Genomic DNA, 20,977 nt, shown 5'->3' with positions numbered 1-20,977 from the left:
GGTCAGGCGATTTTCGACATGTCCAGGAAATCCTGCGCGAAGCGCTGCAGCACGCCACCTGCCTCGTAGATCGCCAGTTCCTCGGCGGTGTCCAGGCGGCAGGTCACCGGCACCTCCACGCGGGTACCGTCGGCGCGGGCGATGGACAGGGTCAGCGTCGCGCCAGGGGTGCGCGCGCCGAGCACGTCGAACACCTCGCTGCCGTCGATGCCCAGGGTCTTGCGCGTGGTGCCGGGCCGGAATTCCAGCGGCAGCACGCCCATGCCGACCAGGTTGGTGCGGTGGATGCGCTCGAAGCCCTCGGCGACGATCGCCTCGACCCCGGCCAGGCGCACGCCCTTGGCCGCCCAGTCGCGCGAGGAGCCCTGCCCATAGTCCGCGCCGGCGACGATCAGCAGCGGCTGCTTGCGCGCCATATAGGTCTCGATCGCCTCCCACATGCGCACCACCTGCCCTTCCGGCTCCAGCCGGGTCAGCGAACCGCGCTGCGGCTGGCCATCGACCACGGCCATTTCGTTGAGCAGTTGCGGATTGGCGAAGGTGGCGCGTTGCGCGGTGAGGTGATCGCCGCGGTGGGTGGCGTAGGAATTGAAGTCCTCTTCCGGCACGCCCATCCGCGTCAGGTATTCGCCGGCGGCGCTGTCGGCCAGGATCGCGTTGGACGGCGACAGGTGGTCGGTGGTGATGTTGTCGCCGAGCACCGCCAGCGCGCGCATGCCGCGCAGCGTGCGTTCGCCGGCCAGCGCGCCTTCCCAGTACGGCGGGCGGCGGATGTAAGTGCTTTGCGGACGCCATGCGTACAGCGGCGCCACCTGCGCGGCGGCCAGCCCGCTGCGCGCGAACATCGGCTCGTAGACCTGGCGGAACTGCTCGGGCTTGACGCTGGCGGCGACGATCGCGTCGATCTCCGCGTCGCTGGGCCACAGGTCCTTCAGCGTCACCGGCTGGCCGTCCTTGTCCACGCCGAGCACGTCCTTCTCGATGTCGAAACGGATGGTGCCGGCGATCGCATACGCCACCACCAGCGGCGGCGAGGCCAGGAACGCCTGCTTGGCGTAGGGGTGGATGCGCCCGTCGAAATTGCGGTTGCCCGACAGCACCGCGGTGGCGTACAGGTCGCGTGCGATCACCTCCTGCTGGATCGCCGGATCCAATGCGCCGCTCATGCCGTTGCAGGTGGTGCAGGCGAAACCGACGATGCCGAAACCCAGCTGTTCCAGCTCCGGCAGCAGCCCGGATGCTTCCAGGTACAGCTGCACCGCCTTGGAGCCCGGCGCCAGCGAGGTCTTGACCCACGGCTTGCGCAGCAGCCCGCGTGCGTTGGCGTTGCGCGCCAGCAAACCGGCAGCGATCACGTTGCGCGGATTGCTGGTGTTGGTGCAGCTGGTGATCGCGGCGATGATCACCGCGCCGTCGGGCATCAGGCCTTGCGCCTGTTCGGCCTTGCCGGATGCCAACTTGGCCTCGTCGGCGATGCCGCGCGCGGCCAGCTCGCTGGTCGCCACGCGCTTGTGCGGATTGGACGGGCCGGCCATGTTGCGGGTCACGCTGGACAGGTCGAACTGCAGCACGCGTTCGTACTGCGCCGCGACCAGGTCGTCGGCCCACAGTCCTGCGGCCTTGGCATAGGTTTCCACCAGCGCGACCTGCGTGTCGTCGCGGCCGGTCAGGCGCAGGTAGTCGATGGTCTGCCGGTCGATCGCGAATATCGCCGCAGTGGCGCCGAACTCCGGGGTCATGTTGGAGATCGTGGCGCGATCGCCCAGGGTCAGCGCGGCCGCGCCTTCGCCGTGGAACTCCAGGTAGGCGCCGACCACCTTCTGCGCGCGCAGGAACTCGGTCAGCGCCAGCACCACGTCGGTGGCGGTGATGCCCGGCTGCGGCCGCCCGCGCAGCGCCACGCCGACGATGTCCGGCAGGCGCATCCACGACGCGCGCCCGAGCATCACGCTCTCCGCTTCCAGCCCGCCGACGCCGATCGCCAGCACGCCCAGCGCATCCACGTGCGGGGTGTGGCTGTCGGTGCCCACGCAGGTATCCGGGAACGCCACGCCGTCGCGCACCTGCACCACCGGCGACATCTTCTCCAGATTGATCTGGTGCATGATCCCGTTGCCCGGCGGAATCACGTCGACGTTCTCGAACGCGCGCTTGGTCCAGTCGATGAAGTGGAAGCGGTCGGCGTTGCGGCGGTCTTCCACCGCACGGTTCTTGGCGAACGCGGCCTTGTCGAAGCCGCCGAATTCCACCGCCAGCGAGTGGTCCACGATCAGCTGCGTCGGCACCACCGGATTGACCTGCGCTGGATCCCCGCCGCGCTCGGCGATCGCATCGCGCAGCCCGGCCAGGTCCACCAGCGCGGTCTGGCCGAGGATGTCGTGGCACACCACGCGCGCCGGAAACCATGGGAAATCCAGGTCGCGACGGCATTCGATCAGCTGCATCAGCGAAGCGTCCAGCGTGGCCGGATCGCAGCGCCGCACCAGGTTCTCGGCGAACACGCGCGAGGTGTACGGCAGCGCGGCATAGGCGCCGGGCCGGAGCGCATCGACCGCGGCGCGCGCGTCGAAGTAATCCAGCGAAGTGCCGGGCAGGGAGGTGCGGTAGTGGCTGTTCATGGCTGGCTACACTAGAAATAAAGCGAAGGCTGACCCTTCTCCCATCGGGAGAAGGTGCCCCGAAGGGGCGGATGAGGGTACGGGCGAAGCCTAATGCGAATGAGAGCCCACATGAGGCGGATGAGGGTACGAACGAAGCCTGGTGCGACCAAACGCCACGAGGCTGCGCCCGTACCCTCACCCCCTACCCCTCTCCCGACGGGAGAGGGGAGCAATCAACTGCGCCGGTCGATCGGCACGAACGTCTGATCCTCCGGCCCGGTGTAGTTCGCGCTGGGGCGGATGATCTTGCCGTCGATGCGCTGCTCGATGATGTGGGCGCTCCAGCCGGCGGTGCGCGCGATCACGAACAGCGGGGTGAACATCGCCGTCGGCACGCCCATCATGTGGTAGCTGACCGCGCTGAACCAATCCAGGTTCGGGAACATCTTCTTGATCTCCCACATCACCGCCTCCAGGCGCTCGGCGATGTCGTACATCTTGCGGCTGCCCTGCGCGTCGGACAGCTCGCGCGCCACGTCCTTGATCACCTGGTTGCGCGGATCGGACACGGTATACACCGGGTGGCCGAAGCCGATGATCACTTCCTTGCGCTCGACCCGCGCGCGGATGTCGGCTTCCGCCTCGTCGGGCGTGTCGTAACGCTTCTGCACTTCGAACGCGACCTCGTTGGCGCCGCCGTGCTTGGGCCCGCGCAGCGCGCCGATGCCGCCGGCGATGGCGCTGTACATGTCGCTGCCGGTGCCGGCGATGACCCGGCAGGCGAAGGTGGACGCGTTGAACTCGTGCTCGGCGTACAGGATCAGGCTGGTGTGCATCGCCTGCACCCACTCCTCGTGCGGCTTGAAGCCGTGCAGCAGATGCAGGAAATGGCCGCCGATCGAATCGTCGTCGGTCTCCACCTCGATGCGGCGGCCGTTGTGGCTGTAGTGGTACCAGTACAGCAGCATCGAGCCGAGGCTGGCCATCAGCTTGTCGGCGATGTCGCGCGCGCCGGGATGGTTGTGGTCGTCCTTCTCCGGCTGCACGCAGCCGAGCACCGACACGCCGGTGCGCATCACGTCCATCGGATGCGCCGACGGCGGCAGCTGCTCCAGCGCCGCCTTGACCGCGGCCGGCACCCCGCGCAGCGAGCGCAGCTTGGCCTTGTAGCCGCGCAGCTCGCTGTTGCTGGGCAGCTTGCCGTGCACCAGCAGGTAGGCGATCTCCTCGAACTGGCTGCTGCGCGCCAGGTCCAGGATGTCGTAGCCGCGGTAGTGCAGATCGTTGCCGCTGCGGCCCACCGTGCACAGCGCGGTGTTGCCGGCGGCGGTACCGGACAGGGCCACCGATTTCTTCGGCTTGAAGGCCGGAGCGGCCTGACTGGCGTTGGTGTCGTTCATGCGTTGTCTCCCGGGTAGCGCGGTCGTGTCATCGAGGCGGATCAGGGCGCGGGCGCGGCCGGTGGCGGGGTACCGCCGCGCTCGAGCAATTGCTGCAGCATGGCGATCTGGCGGTTCTGCAGCTCGACCAGCGTCGCCCAGTCCTGCTCGCGCAGCTGGTTGAGCTTCTCGTGCACCTGCAGGATTTCCAGCTCGGATTTGATGTTCACTTCGTAGTCGTTCTGCGCGCGCAGGCGGTCCACCGCGGCCTGGCGGTTCTGGCTCATCATGATCACCGGCGCCTGGATCGCGGCCAGGCACGACAGGCACAGGTTGAGCAGGATGTAGGGATACGGATCGAACGCGTGCGCCAGCACCAGGCTGTTGAGCGCGATCCAGGCCAGCAGCACCAGGCCGAAGCCGATGATGAAGCTCCAACTGCCGCCGATCTCGGCGACCCGGTCGGCGATGCGCTCGCCGAGCGTGCGGTCGCGGTCGGCCTGCTTGACGATGTCGCGCGCCACGTGACGCTTGGCGATGAAGCGCTCCACCACCTCGCGCTCGGCGTCGGGCAGTTTCTCCAGTTCGGTCTGCAGCAGCTGCCGCGCGGTCTGGCGGCGGTCGATGCGGCCGCGTGGCGGCATGGTGCCGACGTGGGTGTTCATGGACATGCTCGGACAGGGGAACCGGCGTGGATCATGCGCCCTTGCCGGCGAACAATGCGTCCAGGCGCTGCTCGAAGGCGTGGTAGCCGATGCGTTCGTACAGCTCCTCGCGGGTCTGCATCGTGTCCACCACGTTCTGCTGGTGGCCGTCGCGGCGGATCGCCGTGTACACCGCCTCGGCGGCCTTGTTGGCGGCGCGGAACGCCGACAGCGGGAACAGCTGGATCGCCACCCCGGCCGATGCCAGTTCCTCGCGGGTGAACAGCGGGGTCTTGCCGAATTCGGTGATGTTGGCCAGCACCGGCACCTTCACCGCGTCGACGAAACGGCGATAGGTGTCCAGGTCGTAGGCGGCCTCGGCGAAGATGCCGTCGGCGCCGGCCTCCACGCAGGCGATGGCGCGCGCGATCGCCGCGTCCACGCCATCCACCTGGATCGCGTCGGTGCGCGCGATCAGGAAGAAGGCGGCATCGGTCCTGGCATCGGCCGCGGCCTTGACCCGGTCGACCATTTCGCCCTGGCTCACGATCTCCTTGCCGGGCCGGTGGCCGCAGCGCTTGGCGCCGACCTGGTCCTCGATATGGCAGGCGGCCGCGCCGGCCTTGATCAGCGACTTGATGGTGCGCTCGATGTTGAACGCGCTCGGGCCGAAGCCGGTGTCGATGTCCACCAGCAGCGGCAGCTCGCAGACGTCGGTGATGCGGCGCACGTCGATCAGCACGTCGTCGAGGGTGTTGATGCCCAGGTCCGGCAGGCCCAGCGACCCGGCGGCGACGCCGCCGCCGGACAGGTAGATCGCCCGGTAGCCGGCGCGTTGCGCCAGCAGCGCGTGGTTGGCGTTGATCGCGCCGATCACCTGCAGCGGCGATTCGGCGGCCAGCGCGGCGCGGAAACGGGCACCGGCAGAAACGTGCGACATGGCGAACTCCTGAGCGAGGGCGGCGGCCCGCACGGCCGTTCCGCGATGGGCGCCAATCTGGCACCATCGCCCGGGCCGATCAATCTTGATTCAATGAATCAACCTATCAGCGGATCCCCATGTCCCCCGAAGCCGACCGCCACCTGATCTCCGCCGCCGAGGCCTGCGCCCTGCTCGGCATCAGCAGTGCCACGCTCTACGCCTACGTGAGCCGCGGCCTGCTCGGTTCCCGCGCCGGCGCCGACCATCGCAGCCGCGCCTACCTGCGCGCGGAAGTGGAACGGCTGGCGCAGCGCAAGCGCGTCGGCCGCGGCGCCGCGCGCGGGGCCGCGCAGAGCCTGGACCGCGGCCTGCCGGTGCTGGAGACGCGCATCTCGCTGATCCGGCCCGACAGCCCCTACTACCGCGGGCGCTCGGCGGTCGCCGCGGTGCGCGAAGGCGCCGGCCTGGAGGACATCGCGCGGCTGCTGTGGGAGTGCCTGGACGAAGACCCGTTCGCCGCGGCCCCGGTCGCGCCATGGCCGCAACGGGTGGCGCCGCTGGCCGGCGACGCCACGCTGCCGCCGCTGGAACGCGCCATGGCCTGCATTCCGCTGCTGGCCCTGGAGCTGCGCCAACCGCTCAACGCCGCGCCGACGGTGCGCCGCGAGATCGCCGCCACCTTGCTGCGGCAGAACGCCGCGCTGCTGGTCGGCACCCAGCCGGACACCCGGCCGGTGCATCGCCTGATCGCCGACCGCTGGCGCCCGGGCGATGCCGACTTCGCCGAACTGGTGCGCGCCACCCTGGTGCTGTGCGCCGATCACGAACTCAACGTCTCCGCCTTCGCCGCGCGCGTGGTCGCCTCCACCGGCGCACCGCTGCACGCCACCGTCAGCGCCGGCCTGGCCGCGCTGTCCGGCCCGCGCCATGGCGGCGCCACCGCCCGCGCCCACGCCCTGCTGCGCGATGCCCAGGACGCCGCCGACCCGGCCGCCTTCATCGCCGAACGCTGGCAGCGCGGCGACGACCTGCCCGGCTTCCACCATGCGCTCTACCCGGATGGCGACCCGCGCGCGGCCGAAGTGCTGCGCCTGCTGCGCGAGCGCTGCGGCCAGCATCCGCAGATGCGGCATGTAGAAACGGTGCTCGCCGCGGCGCAGGACTGCAGCGGCCAGGCGCCCAACATCGACGGCATGCTCGCGGCGCTCTGCCTCATCCACGACCTGCCCTCCGCACACGCCCTGGTCCTGTTCGCCGCCGCCCGGCTGTCCGGCTGGCTGGCGCATGCGCTGGAGCAGCAGGCGCTGGGCAAGCTGATCCGCCCGCGGGCGCGCTATGCCGGGGTCATGCCCGAGGGTTCGACGCCGGGCTGAGGGCGGCAGCTTGCGCGGCAACGCCGCATCGGCGGCGGCGTCCATTGCGCATGTCCTGCTGTTGCTGCGCGGCAATCCGCATCGCAGCCCGCCCCCTCGCACCGCAGAAAAAGGGCTGACCGGATTCAGTGAGCCGCGTCGCCAAACTGGCGAAGAAGGTGTACAAATGTACACCATGGACACCCTCTCCCCACAACGCGCCGCGATCCTCGCCTACGTCCACGACTGCGCCGAGCAGGCCGGACGGCCGCCGAGCCTGGCTGAGATCGCCGAGCGCTTCGGCTTCGCCTCGCGTAACGCGGCGCGCAAGCACGTGCAGGCGCTGGTCGAGGCCGGGCTGCTGGAGCATGTGCCGCAGCAGGCGCGCAGCCTGCGACCGGTGCAGGCACAGCCGCGCAGCGGGCTGCTGCGGCTGCCGGTGCTGGGCCGGGTCGCCGCCGGCGCGCCGATCGGCGCCGATATCGGCCTGGACCAGCAGCTGCGGCTGGACCGCGCCGTGTTCGCGCTGCGTCCGGACTACCTGCTGCGCGTGCAGGGCGATTCGATGATCGACGACGGCATCCTCGACGGCGACCTGGTCGGGGTGCGCCGCGCTGCCGATGCGCGCAACGGGCAGATCGTGGTGGCGCGGCTGGACGGCGAGATCACCATCAAGCGCTACCGGCACGACGGCGAACGCATCCAGTTGCTGCCGCGCAATCCGGCCTATGCGCCGATCGTGGTGCAGCCGGGCCAGGACTTCGCCATCGAAGGGCATTACTGCGGGCTGATCCGGCAAGGCTGATGGCTGCCGTCGTCGCCCTCGACCGCCTGCTGGCCGAACGCCGGGTCTGGCGCGGCCAGCCGACCGCGCTGCCGCCCAGCGCGCAGCCAACCGGCCATGCCGCGCTCGACGCCGCACTGCCGGCGCGCGGCTGGCCGGAGATGGCGCTGACCGAACTGCTGCACGCCGCCGACGGCATCGGCGAACTGCAGCTGCTGTGGCCGACGCTGGCGCGGCTGTCGCAGGGCGGCGGCCGCATCGTGCTGGTCGATCCGCCCTATCTGCCCTACCCCGGCGCCTGGCAACAGGCCGGGGTGGCGCTGCCGCAGTTGCAGATCGTGCGCGCCGGCGCGGACGCGGCCTGGGCCGCCGAGCAATGCCTGCGCTCGGGCAGCTGCGCGGCGGTGCTGTGCTGGCCGGCGCAGGCCAACGACAAGACCCTGCGCCGGCTGCAGGTGGCGGCCGAGACCGGGCGCGCACTGGGCTTCGCCTACCGGCCGCTGAAAGCCGCGGCCAATCCGTCGCCGGCCGCGCTGCGCATCGCCATCGATGCCGCACCGGCGCAGCTGCGCGTGCTCAAGTGCCGCGGCGGCATGCCGCCGGCGCGCGCCATTGCGCTGTCCGCGCTGGCCATGCCGTCGCCGGCTTCGGCTTGAGGACGCGCGCATGCGCTGGGCCTGCATCCTGCTGCCGCAACTGGCGCTCGACACGGTGCTGCGGCGCTGGCCGTCGCCGGACCAACCGCTGGCGCTGCTCGCCGGCCCGCCGCAGCGGCGCACGCTGAAGGCGGTCAACGCCGCCGCGCGCGCGCGCGGCCTGCAGCCCGGGCAATCGCTGGCCACCGCGCAGGCGCTGTGCGACCGCTTCGCCACCGCCCTGCACGATGCCGAGGAAAGCCGCCGCTGCCAGCAGTTCCTGGCGGCGTGGGCGTACCGCTTCAGTTCGCTGGTCAGCACCGACTATCCCGGCGCGCTGCTGCTGGAAATCGAGGCCAGCCTGGGCCTGTTCGGGCCCTGGCCGCGCTTCGAGGCGCGCCTGCGCGAGGAGCTGACCGCGCTGGGCTTCCGCCACCGCATCGTGGTCGCGCCGCATCCGCTGGCCGCGCGCGTGCTGGCCAACGCGCACGACGGCATCGCCCTGCTCGACAATGCCGCGCTGCACGCCGCACTGGGCCAATTGCCGATCGCCCGCGCCGGGCTGGAACCGGGCCTGGCCGACGCCTTCGCGCGGATGGGCCTGCGCACGCTGCGGCAGCTGTTCGCGCTGCCGCGCAGCGGCCTGGCGCGGCGCTATCCGCCCACACTGCTGCAGCACCTGGACGCCTTGCGCGGGCAGGCGCCGCTGCCGCTGCAGTACTACCTGCCGCCGGACCGCTTCGATGCGCGGCTGGAACTGGGCTACGCGGTGGAATCCAGCCAGGCCCTGCTGTTCCCGCTGCGCCGGCTGACTGCCGACCTGGCCGCGTTCCTGGCCGGGCGCGATGGCGGCGTGCAACGCTTCCAACTGCATCTGGAACACGAAGGCCTGGACGACAGCGTGGTGCCGGTCGGCCTGCTCGCCGCCGAGCGCGATGCGGCGATGCTGTTCGAACTGGCGCGCGGCCGCCTGCAACATGCCAGCGTGCCGGCGCCGGTGCAGGCCATGCGTCTGCGCGCCGACGAACTGCCGCCGTTCGTGCCGGCCGCGCGCGAACTGTTCGACGACCGCGCGCAGCAGGCGCTGCCCTGGGAACAGCTGCGCGAACGCCTGCGCGCCCGCCTCGGCGACGACGCGGTGCACGGCCTGCGCGCGCATGCCGACCATCGCCCCGAATGGGCGTGGCGCGCCGAATCCGGCAAGCCCGCGCAGGCAGGCAAGACCAACCAACCGAGCGCGCCCCGCGCGGCTGCGTTCACCACGCTGCCGCGCCCCGGCTGGCTGCTGACCCGGCCGATTCCGCTGCGCGAGCGCAACCCCGAACGCCTGGCCGGCCCGGAACGCATCGAAAGCGGCTGGTGGGACGACGGCGACATCCGCCGCGACTACTACATCGTGCGCACCCGCCAGGGCCAGCGCGCCTGGGTGTTCGCGCCGGCCGATGCGCCGGACGCGCTGATGCTGCACGGCTGGTTCGCATGAGCCACAGCCCGCCACGTCCGCGACTGCGTGCCGTGCCGGCGCCTGCCGCGCAACCACCTGCCGCCTTGCACGACGCCACCTCCATGTCCGCACGCACGCCGCCGCCGGACTACGCCGAACTGCACTGCCTGTCGAACTTCAGCTTCCAGCGCGGCGCCTCGCATGCGCGGGAACTGTTCGAACGCGCCGCACGGCACGGCTACCGCGCGCTGGCGATCACCGACGAATGCACCCTGGCCGGCATCGTGCGCGCCTGGCAGGCGGCCAGGGACACCGGCCTGGCGCTGATCGTCGGCAGCGAATTCCAGCTCGAACACGGCCCCAAGCTGGTGCTGCTGGCCGAGACCCTGCACGGCTACCAGTGCCTGTGCCGGCTGATCACCCTGGCCCGCCGTCGCGCCGACAAGGGCACGTACCGCGCGCTGCGCGCGGACTTCGACGGCGATCTCGACGGCCTGCTGTGCCTGTGGCTGCCGCGCGACGACGATGGCGGCGTCGCAAGCGACGGCGCCTGGCTGCAGGCGCGCTTCGCGCAACGCCTGTGGCTGGCGGTGGAACTGCTGCGCGGCCCAGACGACGACGCCCTGCTGCACGCGCGCCTGGCGCTGGCCCGGCGCCTGCACCTGCCCGCCGTCGCCAGCGGCGACGTGCACATGCACGCCCGCGGCCGCCGCGCGCTGCAGGACACGCTGACCGCGATCCGCCAGCGCCTGCCGCTGAGCGAGGCCGGCGCGCACCTGTTCGCCAACGGCGAGCGCCACCTGCGTCCGCGCGCGACCCTGGCCACGCTGTATCCGCACGCGCTGCTGGCCGAGTCGGTGCGCATCGCGCAGCGCTGCACGTTCGACCTCGGCCAACTGCGCTACCAATACCCGCACGAGCTGGTGCCGCCGGGTCGGACGCCGACGCAATGGCTGCGCACGCTCACCGAGCAAGGCGCGGCCACGCGCTGGCCGCACGGCGTGCCGGAAAAGGCGCGACGCCTGATCGAGCACGAACTGGGCGTGATCCAGCGCCTGGGCTACGAATCGTACTTCCTCACCGTCTACGACCTGGTGCGCTTCGCCAGGTCGCGCGACATCCTGTGCCAGGGCCGCGGCTCGGCGGCGAATTCGGCCGTGTGCTATGCGTTGGGCGTCACCGCGATCGACCCCGACCGCATCGGCATGCTGTTCGAGCGTTTCATCTCCGAAGAGCGCAAGGAACGGCCAGACATCGACGTCGATTTCGAGCACGACCGCCGCGAGGAGGTGATCCAGTACATCTTCAACCACTACGGCCGCGAGCGCGCCGCGTTGACCACGGTGGCGATCCAGTACCACGGCCGCAGCGCGGTACGCGACGTGGCGCGCGCGCTCGGCCTGCCCGGCGACAGCATCGACGCGCTGGCCTCCACGCTGGGCCAGTGGGACGACGACGTCCCGCCGCACGAACGCCTGCGCGAACGCGGTTTCGATCCGGACACCGCGCTGATGCGCCGGCTGCTGGCGCTGAGCGCCGAGCTGATCGGCTTCCCCCGCCACCTGTCGCAGCACCCCGGCGGCTTCGTGATCTCCGAGCACCCGCTGCACACGCTGGTGCCGGTGGAGAACGCGGCGATGGCCGAGCGCACCGTGATCCAGTGGGACAAGGACGACCTGGAACTGGTCGGGCTGATGAAGGTCGACGTGCTCGCGCTGGGCATGCTCAGCGCGCTGCGGCGCACGCTGGACCTGCTGCGTGCGCACCGCGGCCGCGATCTGGACCTGGCCAGCATTCCCGCCGAAGACGAGCAGACCTACCAGATGATCCAGCGCGCCGACACCATCGGCGTGTTCCAGATCGAATCGCGCGCGCAGATGGCGATGCTGCCGCGACTCAAACCGCGCGAGTTCTACGACCTGGTGATCCAGGTGGCGATCGTGCGCCCCGGCCCGATCCAGGGCGGCATGGTGCATCCCTACCTGCGCCGGCGCAGCGGCGAGGAACAACCCGACGACTTGCCGGAGAAATTGAAGGAGGTGTTCAAGCGCACCCTCGGGGTGCCGCTGTTCCAGGAACAGGTGATGCAGCTGGCGATCGTCGCCGCCGACTACTTACCGGGCGAGGCCGACCAGCTGCGCCGCTCGATGGCCGCCTGGAAGCGCCACGGCGGGCTGGAACCGCACCGCGAGAAACTGACCAACGGCATGCTAAAAAACGGCTACAGCGCCGAGTTCGCCGCGCGCATCTTCGAACAGATCAAGGGCTTCGGCAGCTACGGCTTCCCCGAGAGCCACGCCGCCAGTTTCGCCCTGCTCACCTACGCCAGCTGCTGGCTCAAGTGCCATGAACCGGCGGCCTTCACCTGCGCGTTGATCAACAGCTGGCCGATGGGCTTCTACAGCCCCGACCAATTGCTGCAGGACGCGCGCCGCCACGGCCTGCAGGTGCGTCCGGTGGACGTGCGCTACAGCGACTGGGATTGCGGGCTGGAAGCCTACAGCGCCGATCCGACGGTGCAGCCGGCAATCCGCCTGGGCCTGCGCCTGGTCCGCGGCCTGGCCGAAGACGCCGCGTTGCGCCTGCAGCAGGCACGCGCGCAGGCGCCGTTCCGCGACCTCGCCGACCTGTGCCAGCGCGCCGCGCTCGACGACAAGGCGCGCGACAGCCTGGCCGACGCCGGTGCGCTGAAACCGCTGGCCGGGCACCGCCACCGCGCACGCTGGGCGGTGGCCGGCGTCGAAGCGCAACGTCCACTGTTCGAGCCGCTCGCCGCCACGCCGGAACAGCAGGTGGCGCTGCCGCTGCCCAGCCTCGGCGAGGACATCCGCGCCGACTACGCGACCATCGGCACCACCCTCGGCAAACACCCGCTGACCTTGCTGCGCGCGCAACTGCGTGCGCGCCGCTATCGCCACTCCGCCGAACTGCGCGCCCTGCCCCACGCCAGCGCGGTCGCCATCGCCGGCCTGGTGACCATGCGCCAGCGCCCGCAGACCGCCAGCGGCGTCACCTTCCTCACCCTCGAAGACGAACACGGCCTGGTCAACGTCGTGGTCTGGCGACGCCTGGCCGATCGCCAGCGCCAGGCGCTGATCGAATCCAGGCTGCTGGCGGTGCGCGGCCGCCTGGAAACCGCCGACGGCGTGCGCCACCTGATCGCCGGCCACCTCGAAGACCTGACCCCGCTGCTGCTCGGACTGGACATCCGCAGCCGCGATTTCCACTGAACCGATGAGCACGACGCTGCATGCCTTGCGCGTCGAACGGGCCGGCACTGTTATTGCGCGGGCGCATCCGCTGCACGGCCGCATGCCTGCATCGCCCGCTGCACCGCATCCGCTTCGCCCAGGCGTTCGCGGTAGATGGTGGCAGCCAGCTCGCGCCTGGCCTTGCTCGACCCGATCGAACCGTGACTGGCGATGTCCGACAACGGCCCGCCCAACTGGCGATACCTGGCCACGAGCCTGGCCGTCGCGGCCATGCTGTCGCACTCCACCGGTGCCGCCTGCACCGGCGCGCACACCATCAGCAAACACGAAAAACCCAGCGCGGCGAGTGTCTTGTTCATAGCTGCTCCCAAGCGGAGACGAAGACCGCCATCCCCATGCGGCCGCGCAGGGTTGAAGCGCTGCAGCACATCGCTGCACAGCACTGCAGCGCGCGGCGCGGCATCGCCACACCACCACCGAGAGCACCGGCAAACAGGCTGCAGCGGCATCGGGCCGCGCGTATCGCCATCCGCTCAGTGTGGACAGCGCCGATGGAAGATAGCCAAGGCAACTGCCGTCGCCAGCCGTGTTGCGACGAAACCCGGCGGCAGCGGATCGAACAATCGGATCAGCGGCGCGAAGTGCGACAGCAACGTCGCCGCGCGCCGTCCATCGCGCAAGCACGGACGGTGCCCATGTCGGAGCGTGCGCGCAGCCATCCGCTGTTCGGGGCGCGTTCGGGCTGGCTGGCGCAATTCGACGGCAGAAAAGCCGCTGGCGATGCGCGGCAGACTGCAGGCACCGAACGCATGCGCGCTCGACCGTCCACCTGCCAGAAGACCTGGCTACGTCACTGCAGAACGCGACTGTGCGCAACCAGGATTTCAAGCGGGCGAACGCCCGCCTGGACTTCGTCTTCGATCAAGGCGTGCGATGCGTCGAACACACGACCGTGGTCGAGTCTTGCCGAGCATGGCGCGCACGCAGGCAGCCATGCTCTTCAGTCGAACGCCATGGACAGGCCGAATGCATCCGGTTTCTTTATCCGTCAAAACTGCGTGGATCGACTGGCAGAAACCGGCGGTGCGGCAGAGCGTGGAATTGCATCCGGCACGCTCCCCATTGCGAGGTGCCGCGCCCGCGATCAGTGGGCAGGAGCGGCCAGGCGCGCGTACTGGTCGCGGCCGATCCAACCGGTGAACGAACCATTATTGGCATTGATGAATTCGACCTGGGCCCAGCCATCCTTGAACGCCAGCACGCCCACCACATCGCCCTTGACGACATAAGCCCCCTTGGGCGTCTTGGGGCCCGGCGTTTTCTGCAGATACGCCTTGTCGGCGGACACCGTCACCAGGCCGATCCATGTGTTGCTGGCGGTCCGGGTCAGGTCCAGGCCAGTGGCGATTTCCGGCATCAACACACTGAGGCAACCGGGATGCTGACGGCCCTGCTTCACGGTCAGCGTCACGCCGTCGGACGAAGCCGCCACAGTTCCGGGATAGGCCTCGTGCGACCACGTGGTGACCGAGACCGGCGCGTTCCCCTCGGCCTTGCCCTGCAGATAGAACGAACAGCCACGGCTCACGCCCTCGCCCATCTCTTCCGAGTAGAAGCCTTCGATCCGATGCTCGGGCGTCACCGCGAGCATCAGCCCTTCGTACTTGCCCGAATGCAGCGCAGCCGTGCCCGCGAGTGCAGGCGATACGGGGCAAAGCGAGAACAAACCAATAGCCAGAAACCGGGTGATCGCCATCTTTTTCCTTCAAGTGCTTCGCAAGTTCTTTGAAGCGTTTGTCATGGCAACCATCATAACCGTCGCAGGTATGCAGCACGGCCATCAAATCGCGCTCTTGATGGCCTCGCTCCACAGCGGACGCTTGCTGCAAAGCCGGGAACGCCTTCGATCGACTATCGCCAATGGCCGCGTCGCCCACTCGGAACCGAGCGGACGATGGTCGTTGCCAGACCCGATTGCACCGCGCAGCACCGACTATGGCTTCCGGCCCAACCCCGTCAGCAGCGTCTGTACGCCTTTCCAGCCCCAGTACACCCGATGGCACGCGATCAGGCCGCGCGCATCCAGGTCCATGACTTCTACCAGGTCGACCTGATCGCCGTCCGGCGTTTCTCGCGGATATTCCCAGGCCACCTGGCGCTGCGAAGCATGCCAACGACCGCTGCGATACCAGCGGCCGAGGCCGTTTTCGGGCTGGGCGAAGGACGCCGCGAAGAACGTCCTGAGCGCTTCGCGTCCCTGCAGCCTTCCATCCTGCCGCTCTGCGGAGACCACATAGGCCAAGGGCGTTTCCAGCATCGCGTCTTCCGCGTACAACGCCATCAGCGCATCCAGATTCCGCTCGACAACGCTGTGTTGCCATTGCTCGAAGATGCGGCGGGCATCGCCCTCCGATCCGTTCGATCGCGCTTCGATTTCGCTCATGCAGGACACTCCGATACAGTGCACTGCAGTCTAGGAACATGCGCAGGCCGTCGATTCGATGCGTGCCGAAGCGTTCCGGCGAGGCGCGGTCTATGATGGCCGCGCCCGCCAGGAGTGCACACGATGCCGGTCGAACAGCCCAAGCTTGCCGCGACCGCGTTCCTCATCGCCGATCCCGCCCGCGCCGCCATGTTGATGGCGCTCATCGACGGGCGTGCACTGCCTGCCGGCGAGCTCGCCTTCGCCGGCGGCGTCACCCCGCAGACGGCCAGTTCGCACCTGGCGAAACTGCTGGACGGCGGCTTGCTGGCGGTCGAGGTCCAAGGCCGCCACCGCTACTACCGGCTGGCCGGTTCGCACGTCGCGTTCGCACTGGAGAATCTGGCGACGCTCGCCGCGCCCGCCGCACCGCGATGCCGGAAAGCGGGGCGCAAGCAACAATCGCTGACCTTGGCCAGATGCTGTTACGACCACCTGGCGGGGCGACTGGGCATCGCGGTGACCGAAGCGCTGGAGCGGCGCGCGCTGATCGTCCGACAAGACGACAAGCAATACGCGGTATCCGCCGAAGGCAGCGCATGGTTCGCGCGGATGGGCCTGGACGTTTCGCGCCTCGTCCCGACCAGGCTCGGCATCGCACGACAGTGCCTGGACTGGACCGAACGCAAGCACCACCTCGCCGGTCCGCTCGGCGTCGAATTGCTTGCGCTGCTTTGCGCCAAACACTGGCTGCGCCGCGAACAGGGCACGCGTGCGATCCACATTACCGACATCGGCTGGGCCGGCCTGCAGACCGAGCTGGGAATCGGCCGGCTTGCCGGGGACGAACTGCCGCTCGCTTCCTGAGCGGCAAACCATTCCGACGGTTGCAATGCGCTACGCAGGAGTCTCAGCATCGGATCGCGCGACAGCGAGGAGCGCCGCGGCGATCGTATAGGGATCCGAACTCACCGGCCGCGAACGACGTTTTTTTAGAAGGCTCATGCTTCGGAAGCGTCCAGCGCGTACCGGCGCTGGCAATGCTCGCAGAAGAACGCGCGCCGCTGCGCCTTGCCGAGCTGCTTGCGATAGGTCAGCAGATGGCCGTCGCGCGGACAGGTGGTCTTGGTATGCACCTGGTAGTGCTTCTTCAGCACGAAGGCCTTCTTCCAGGTGTAGAAATCGAAGCTGTACTCGCGCGCCTGCGTCACCAGTTCGGCCAGCTTGCGCGGCGGCAATGCCCCGATTTCGCTCTCCGGATGCACGCGGATGCGGAACAGCACTTCGTTCTTGATGATGTTGCCGACCCCGGCGAACACGTCCTGGTCCAGCAACGCATCGGCGGCCAGCGTGCGCGGCCGCAGGCGCAGCTTGCGCCGCGCCTGCGCCGCGTCCCAATCCGGGTTCATCACGTCCCCACGCCAGTCGTAGGCCTCGTCCAGCGCGCCCTCGATGAACTTGACCGAACACGCGTAGAAGTTCAGTTCCTCGCCCTTGGCGAAGCCCAGGCTCAGCCGCGGCGTTGCGTCCTTGCGCGCATTGATCCGGTAGCTGCCGAACAGCAGGAAATGGATGCGCACGCTGAACCCGCCGAACTCGATCAGGAAGTGCTTGCCCCAGCTGCGCAGCGACAAAATCTTGCGGTTACGGATCCGTTCCAGGTCCTGCTTGCTGTTGCCGGACACCCGCAACACCTTGCGCCCCGCGAACGCGGCCGCCTCTTCTTTCAGGATGACGATCGAAGGACCTTCGGGCATGACCGCAGTATCGATGGCGGCCGTGAGCGGTTCGTGATTCCGAAAGCGAACGCTAGTGATCTGCCGTCAGATGCGGAATCCTTCCGGGATCTTGAATGGATCGCCAGACGCCGACGGACACTCATGGAAGATCTTTTCCTTGCGGACATCAATGATTCTGTAAGCCCCGCTTGGGTTGATCAAAAGCAAATGTGCGTTGAGTACGACGCGTACGGACCCATCGTCGTATGACTTGGTCATTTCGTGAGCAAGCGATGGAACTGTCCAGTCGGCGTGAGCACTGGCGGCAGCCTCCCTGAGCGCTTGCACCACGTCCTCTTTGCTTGAACACGCCGGTAGCGTTTTGAGCTTCCCAAGCATGCGCTCGAGCGCAGCCGCGACTTCCGTTTCACTCAGGGACACTTCTTCGATCCTATGCAGCAAGGGCAGACACTGCTCGGCGATTCTTGCTACGAAAACACAGCGCGATCGCCAGCCACCGGACATGCCCGCTTCCGGCATGCGCCTGCGGCAGTCGCAGCAATCGACACGACGACGGCTAGGGCGAGCGTGCCGTACTCATCGGCAACGAAAAAGGCCACCTGCGAGGGTGGCCTTGGTCGTCTGTCGCGTGGTGGGCGGTGCAGGGTTCGAACCTGCGACCCTTGCCGTGTGAAGGCAATGCTCTACCGCTGAGCTAACCGCCCGTGTCGCGAGCCGCACATTATAGGGCTGTCGTGGCTGGCGTCAACGGTCCTACGCGGAGGCCGTGCCGGCGCGGCCGCTACATGGTCTGGGTGGGCTTGTCGGCGTTGAGGGTGCCGGCCAGCTGGGTCTCGATCTTGTTGCGGATGGTCTCGCCTTCGCTGTTGTCCGGCAGCTGCACGCCGATGCCGGCGGTGCGGTTGCCCTGCGCGCCCATCGGGGTCACCCAGATCACCTTGCCGGCCACCGGCAGGCGCTCGCTGGAATCGGGCAGGGTCAGCAGCAGAAACACTTCGTCGCCCAGGAAATAGCGCTTGGGCGTGGGCACGAAGATGCCGCCGTTCTTCACGAACGGCATATACGCGTTGTACAGCGCCGCCTTGTCCTTCACCGCCAGCGACAGGATGCCCTGGCGTCCGCTCATCGCACTCATCGTTGTCCCCCTCTCCGGACCGGGCGATCGCCATCGCGCCAGGCCAACAACAGTTCCGCGATGGCCAGGTCGCCACGGACGGTGGTGCGCAGCAGGTCGCGGGTGCGGTTGGCTGCGTCGAACCAGGTGGCCAGCTTGTGCAATCGCGCCGGGTCGGTCAAGCCGGCCTGCGAGGCCTGCGCCAGCGCCAGGTCGGCGGCATGGCCCAGGCGCTGCTCGGCGAAGCCGTCGGCGCTCCAGCGCTGTGCCGCCTCGACCGTGCCCAGCTTGCCCGCGGCGACCTGCTCCAGGTCCGCGGCCACCTGCCGGCGCAGCTTCAGGCCGTCCTCGCGCAGCCACTGCGCGGCCAGGCCGGGATGGCCGCGCGCGGCGGCCAGCGCTTCGCGCGCGGTCTTTTCCGGGAACTCCTGTGCCAGCAGCCAGGCGATCGCCTCGTCGGCCGGCGGCAGCTTGAATTCCAGGCGCTGGCAGCGGCTGCGGATCGTCGCCGGCAGCCGCGCCGGCTGCGCGCTGATCAGCCACAGGTAGCGGCCGGGCTGCGGCTCCTCCAGGGTCTTGAGCAGGGCGTTGCAGGCGGCGCGGTTGATCGCGTCGGCCGGGTCCACCACCACCACCTGGGCGACGCCGTACTGCGGGGTCAGCGACAGTTTCTGCGAGATCTCGCGCACCTGTTCGATGACGATCTCGGTGCGCAGCTTGTCGCCGGTGCGGTTGGGAATGAACGAGATCAGCTGCAGGTCGGGATGGGTGCCGGCGGCGATCAGCTGCGCGCTGCGCAGGTTGGCGGCCGGCTCGCCCTGGCCGAGCACGTGCGCGGCCAGCTTCAGCGCCACCGCGCGCTTGCCCAGGCCGTCCGGGCCGCAGATCAGCAGGCCGTGGCCGAGCCGGCCGGCGTCGAGCGCGGCCACGGTCTGCTCGTAGGCGCGCTGCTGCCAGGGCGCGAAGGGCAGCTCGCTCATGGCGTGCCCCCCTGCCGCACCCAGGCCGCCAGCGCCGCGGCCACGTCCTGCGCCACCGCCTTCGGCGGCTGGCTGGCGTCGATGGTGCGGAAGCGCTGCGGGTCCTGCGCGGCGCGCTGGCGGAAGCCGGCCCGCACGCGCTGGAAGAAATCGTCCTGCTCGCTCTCGATCCGGTCCGGCCACAGGTCGCGGCCGCTGGTGCGGGCGCGGCCGATCTGCACGTCCAGGTCCAGCAGCAGGGTCAGGCCCGGCTGCAGGCCGACCGCGCGCCGCTCCAGGTCGGCGATCCAGGCTCGGTCCAGGCCGCGGCCTTCGCCCTGGTAGGCGTAGCTGGAATCGGTGAAGCGGTCGCTGACCACGTAGGCGCCGCGCTGCAGCGCCGGACGGATCACCTCGCGCACATGCTGGGCGCGCGCGGCGAACACCAGCAGCAGTTCGGTCTCGGCGGCCAGCGGCTCGGCCGGCTGCAGCGCCGGCGCGTTGTTGAGCAGCAGCTCGCGGATGCGTTCGGCCAGCGGGGTGCCGCCGGGCTCGCGGGTCAGCACCACCTCGTGGCCCTGCGCCTGCAACCAGTCGCGGATCGCGTTGATCGCGGTGGTCTTGCCGGCGCCCTCGCCGCCTTCCAGGCTGACGAAGCGATGGTGGCGCAGCACGGCCTCGCTCATGGCGTCACCGCCGCGCCGCTGCGCGCCTGGCGCAAGCGCTGCAGATAGCGCGCCACCGCCGCGGTGTGCTCGGCATAGCTGGCGGAAAACACGTGCGCGCCGCTGCCGTCGCCGACCGCGACGAAGTACAGGCTGTCGCCGGGCGCCGGATTGGTCGCCGCGCGCAGCGCATCGCGGCCGGGCATGGCGATCGGGGTCGGCGGCAGGCCGCTGCGGGTGTAGGTGTTGTACGGGGTATCGGTTTCCAGGTCGCGTTTGCGGATGTTGCCGTCGTAGGCGCTGCCGATGCCGTAGATCACGGTCGGATCGGTCTGCAGCTTCATGCCCTGCTGCAGGCGGCGCACGAACACGCCGGCGATCTGCGGCCGCTCGGCGGCCAGACCGGTTTCCTTCTCCACGATCGAGGCCAGGGTCAGCGCCTGCTCCGGCGACTGCAGCGGCAGCCCGTCGGCGCGCGCATCCCAGGCCTCGGCCAGCGCCTTGTCCATCGCCGCATGGGCGCGCTGCAGCACGTCCAGATCGCTGTCCTCGCGCTGGTACAGGTAGGTCTCCGGCAGGAAGCGGCCTTCCGGGTGCTGCCCGGGCTGGCCGAGCTTGGCCATCAGTTCGCTGTCGCTGAGCTCGGTGGCGACGTGGCGCAGCGGCGTGGCCGCGTTCAGCGCCGCGCGCAGCTGGCGGATGTTCCAGCCTTCGACGATGGTGAAGCGGTAGTGGATCACCTGGCCCTTGCGCATGCGGATCAGCAGTTCGCGCGGCGTCAGCGCCGGCTGCAGCGCGTATTCGCCGACCTTGAGCTTGCCGGCGGCATCGAGCTGGCGCGCCAGCAGTTGCCACTGCAGGTTGCTGCCCTGTTCGACCCCGGCCGCACGCAACTTGCGCAGCACGCCGTTGAACGAATCGCCGCGTGCCACCTCCACGCTGGGCTGCGCCGCGCGCAGCGGCTGGTCGGAGAAGGCGCGATAGCCCTGCCACCACCACGCGCCGGCCGCGGCGGCCAGCAGCGCAAGCACCAGCAATGCCGCCAGCAGGGTCAGACACCCGCGTTTAGCCCAAGACACGACCACCTCGAAGCGAATTCAACGGGG

Annotated in this window: 19 protein-coding genes and 1 tRNA gene; 6 read left to right on the top strand and 14 right to left on the bottom strand. The window is 69.5% G+C overall.

Features of this window, described 5'->3' with window-relative positions; translation table 11 throughout:
• Positions 1-2: 2 nt before the first annotated feature.
• The 4 genes from acnD to prpB all read right to left on the bottom strand — a co-directional run bounded on the left by acnD (position 3) and on the right by prpB (position 5,563).
• Positions 3-2,618 carry a Fe/S-dependent 2-methylisocitrate dehydratase AcnD gene (gene acnD, locus JR064_RS12750; protein ID WP_206229942.1) on the bottom strand — a complete coding sequence of 872 codons (2,616 nt, stop codon included), beginning with the start codon at positions 2,616-2,618 and terminating at the stop codon, positions 3-5.
• Positions 2,619-2,833: 215 nt separating this feature from the next.
• Positions 2,834-4,000 (bottom strand): bifunctional 2-methylcitrate synthase/citrate synthase, encoded by a 1,167-nt coding sequence (prpC, locus tag JR064_RS12745; RefSeq protein ID WP_179570681.1) that lies wholly within the window; start codon positions 3,998-4,000, stop codon positions 2,834-2,836.
• A 41-nt stretch (positions 4,001-4,041) separates the two neighbouring features.
• Entirely contained in the window at positions 4,042-4,644 is a 603-nt protein-coding gene (locus JR064_RS12740; protein WP_206229941.1) for a DUF1003 domain-containing protein, read from the bottom strand.
• 31 nt (positions 4,645-4,675) lie between these two features.
• Positions 4,676-5,563: a methylisocitrate lyase gene (prpB, locus tag JR064_RS12735; RefSeq protein WP_179570679.1), complete on the bottom strand. Its 888-nt coding sequence runs from the start codon at positions 5,561-5,563 to the stop codon at positions 4,676-4,678.
• Between the two features lie 119 nt (positions 5,564-5,682).
• Between prpB and JR064_RS12730 the strand changes: the two genes are divergently transcribed.
• From JR064_RS12730 to JR064_RS12710, 5 genes are all read left to right on the top strand, one after another.
• Positions 5,683-6,918 carry a citrate synthase family protein gene (locus JR064_RS12730; protein ID WP_206229940.1) on the top strand — a complete coding sequence of 412 codons (1,236 nt, stop codon included), beginning with the start codon at positions 5,683-5,685 and terminating at the stop codon, positions 6,916-6,918.
• A gap of 175 nt (positions 6,919-7,093) precedes the next feature.
• Positions 7,094-7,702 (top strand): transcriptional repressor LexA, encoded by a 609-nt coding sequence (gene lexA, locus JR064_RS12725; RefSeq protein WP_206229939.1) that lies wholly within the window; start codon positions 7,094-7,096, stop codon positions 7,700-7,702.
• Positions 7,702-8,337 (top strand): translesion DNA synthesis-associated protein ImuA, encoded by a 636-nt coding sequence (gene imuA / locus JR064_RS12720; RefSeq protein WP_179570676.1) that lies wholly within the window; start codon positions 7,702-7,704, stop codon positions 8,335-8,337. Before lexA ends, imuA begins: the two co-directional genes overlap by 1 nt.
• A 10-nt stretch (positions 8,338-8,347) precedes the next feature.
• Positions 8,348-9,799 (top strand): Y-family DNA polymerase, encoded by a 1,452-nt coding sequence (locus JR064_RS12715; RefSeq protein WP_206229938.1) that lies wholly within the window; start codon positions 8,348-8,350, stop codon positions 9,797-9,799.
• Positions 9,796-12,990: an error-prone DNA polymerase gene (locus JR064_RS12710; protein ID WP_425510301.1), complete on the top strand. Its 3,195-nt coding sequence runs from the start codon at positions 9,796-9,798 to the stop codon at positions 12,988-12,990. The genes JR064_RS12715 and JR064_RS12710 overlap by 4 nt, the downstream gene beginning before the upstream one ends.
• Positions 12,991-13,040: 50 nt before the next feature.
• Here the strand turns inward: JR064_RS12710 and JR064_RS12705 are convergent, their stop codons facing one another.
• The 3 genes from JR064_RS12705 to JR064_RS12695 form a co-directional block, all read right to left on the bottom strand.
• Positions 13,041-13,331: a hypothetical protein gene (locus tag JR064_RS12705; RefSeq protein WP_206229936.1), complete on the bottom strand. Its 291-nt coding sequence runs from the start codon at positions 13,329-13,331 to the stop codon at positions 13,041-13,043.
• Positions 13,332-14,116: 785 nt separating this feature from the next.
• On the bottom strand, positions 14,117-14,728 hold the full coding sequence (locus JR064_RS12700) for an SH3 domain-containing protein (RefSeq protein WP_241093025.1): 612 nt from the start codon (positions 14,726-14,728) through the stop codon (positions 14,117-14,119).
• Between the two features lie 237 nt (positions 14,729-14,965).
• Positions 14,966-15,415 (bottom strand): nuclear transport factor 2 family protein, encoded by a 450-nt coding sequence (locus JR064_RS12695; RefSeq protein ID WP_206229935.1) that lies wholly within the window; start codon positions 15,413-15,415, stop codon positions 14,966-14,968.
• A gap of 123 nt (positions 15,416-15,538) precedes the next feature.
• Between JR064_RS12695 and JR064_RS12690 the strand changes: the two genes are divergently transcribed.
• On the top strand, positions 15,539-16,261 hold the full coding sequence (locus JR064_RS12690; protein ID WP_206229934.1) for an ArsR/SmtB family transcription factor: 723 nt from the start codon (positions 15,539-15,541) through the stop codon (positions 16,259-16,261).
• A 134-nt stretch (positions 16,262-16,395) separates the two neighbouring features.
• Here JR064_RS12690 and JR064_RS12685 read toward each other — a convergent pair whose 3' ends face one another.
• The 7 genes from JR064_RS12685 to mltG form a co-directional block, all read right to left on the bottom strand.
• Positions 16,396-17,151 (bottom strand): DNA-formamidopyrimidine glycosylase family protein, encoded by a 756-nt coding sequence (locus JR064_RS12685; RefSeq protein ID WP_206229933.1) that lies wholly within the window; start codon positions 17,149-17,151, stop codon positions 16,396-16,398.
• A gap of 66 nt (positions 17,152-17,217) precedes the next feature.
• A complete protein-coding gene (locus tag JR064_RS12680; protein WP_206229932.1) occupies positions 17,218-17,553 on the bottom strand; it encodes a hypothetical protein in 336 nt (111 codons plus the stop codon).
• A 209-nt stretch (positions 17,554-17,762) separates the two neighbouring features.
• Positions 17,763-17,837, bottom strand: a tRNA-Val gene (locus tag JR064_RS12675).
• A 77-nt stretch (positions 17,838-17,914) separates the two neighbouring features.
• Positions 17,915-18,268, bottom strand: a complete 354-nt coding sequence (locus tag JR064_RS12670; RefSeq protein WP_003468813.1) for a PilZ domain-containing protein — start codon at positions 18,266-18,268, stop codon at positions 17,915-17,917.
• Positions 18,265-19,227, bottom strand: coding sequence for a DNA polymerase III subunit delta' (locus JR064_RS12665; RefSeq protein WP_179570669.1), 963 nt, complete (start codon positions 19,225-19,227; stop codon positions 18,265-18,267). The genes JR064_RS12670 and JR064_RS12665 overlap by 4 nt, the downstream gene beginning before the upstream one ends.
• A complete protein-coding gene (tmk, locus tag JR064_RS12660) occupies positions 19,224-19,892 on the bottom strand; it encodes a dTMP kinase (RefSeq protein WP_206229931.1) in 669 nt (222 codons plus the stop codon). The genes JR064_RS12665 and tmk overlap by 4 nt, the downstream gene beginning before the upstream one ends.
• A complete protein-coding gene (gene mltG, locus JR064_RS12655; protein ID WP_425510300.1) occupies positions 19,889-20,950 on the bottom strand; it encodes an endolytic transglycosylase MltG in 1,062 nt (353 codons plus the stop codon). Before mltG ends, tmk begins: the two co-directional genes overlap by 4 nt.
• Between the last annotated feature and the right edge of the window lie 27 nt (positions 20,951-20,977).

This window comes from Xanthomonas bonasiae (genome assembly GCF_017163705.1).
GTDB classification, from domain to species: Bacteria; Pseudomonadota; Gammaproteobacteria; order Xanthomonadales; family Xanthomonadaceae; genus Xanthomonas_A; species Xanthomonas_A bonasiae.
The sequence above is the reverse complement of the archived record's forward strand: the minus strand, read 5'-3'. Positions and strand labels throughout refer to the sequence as shown.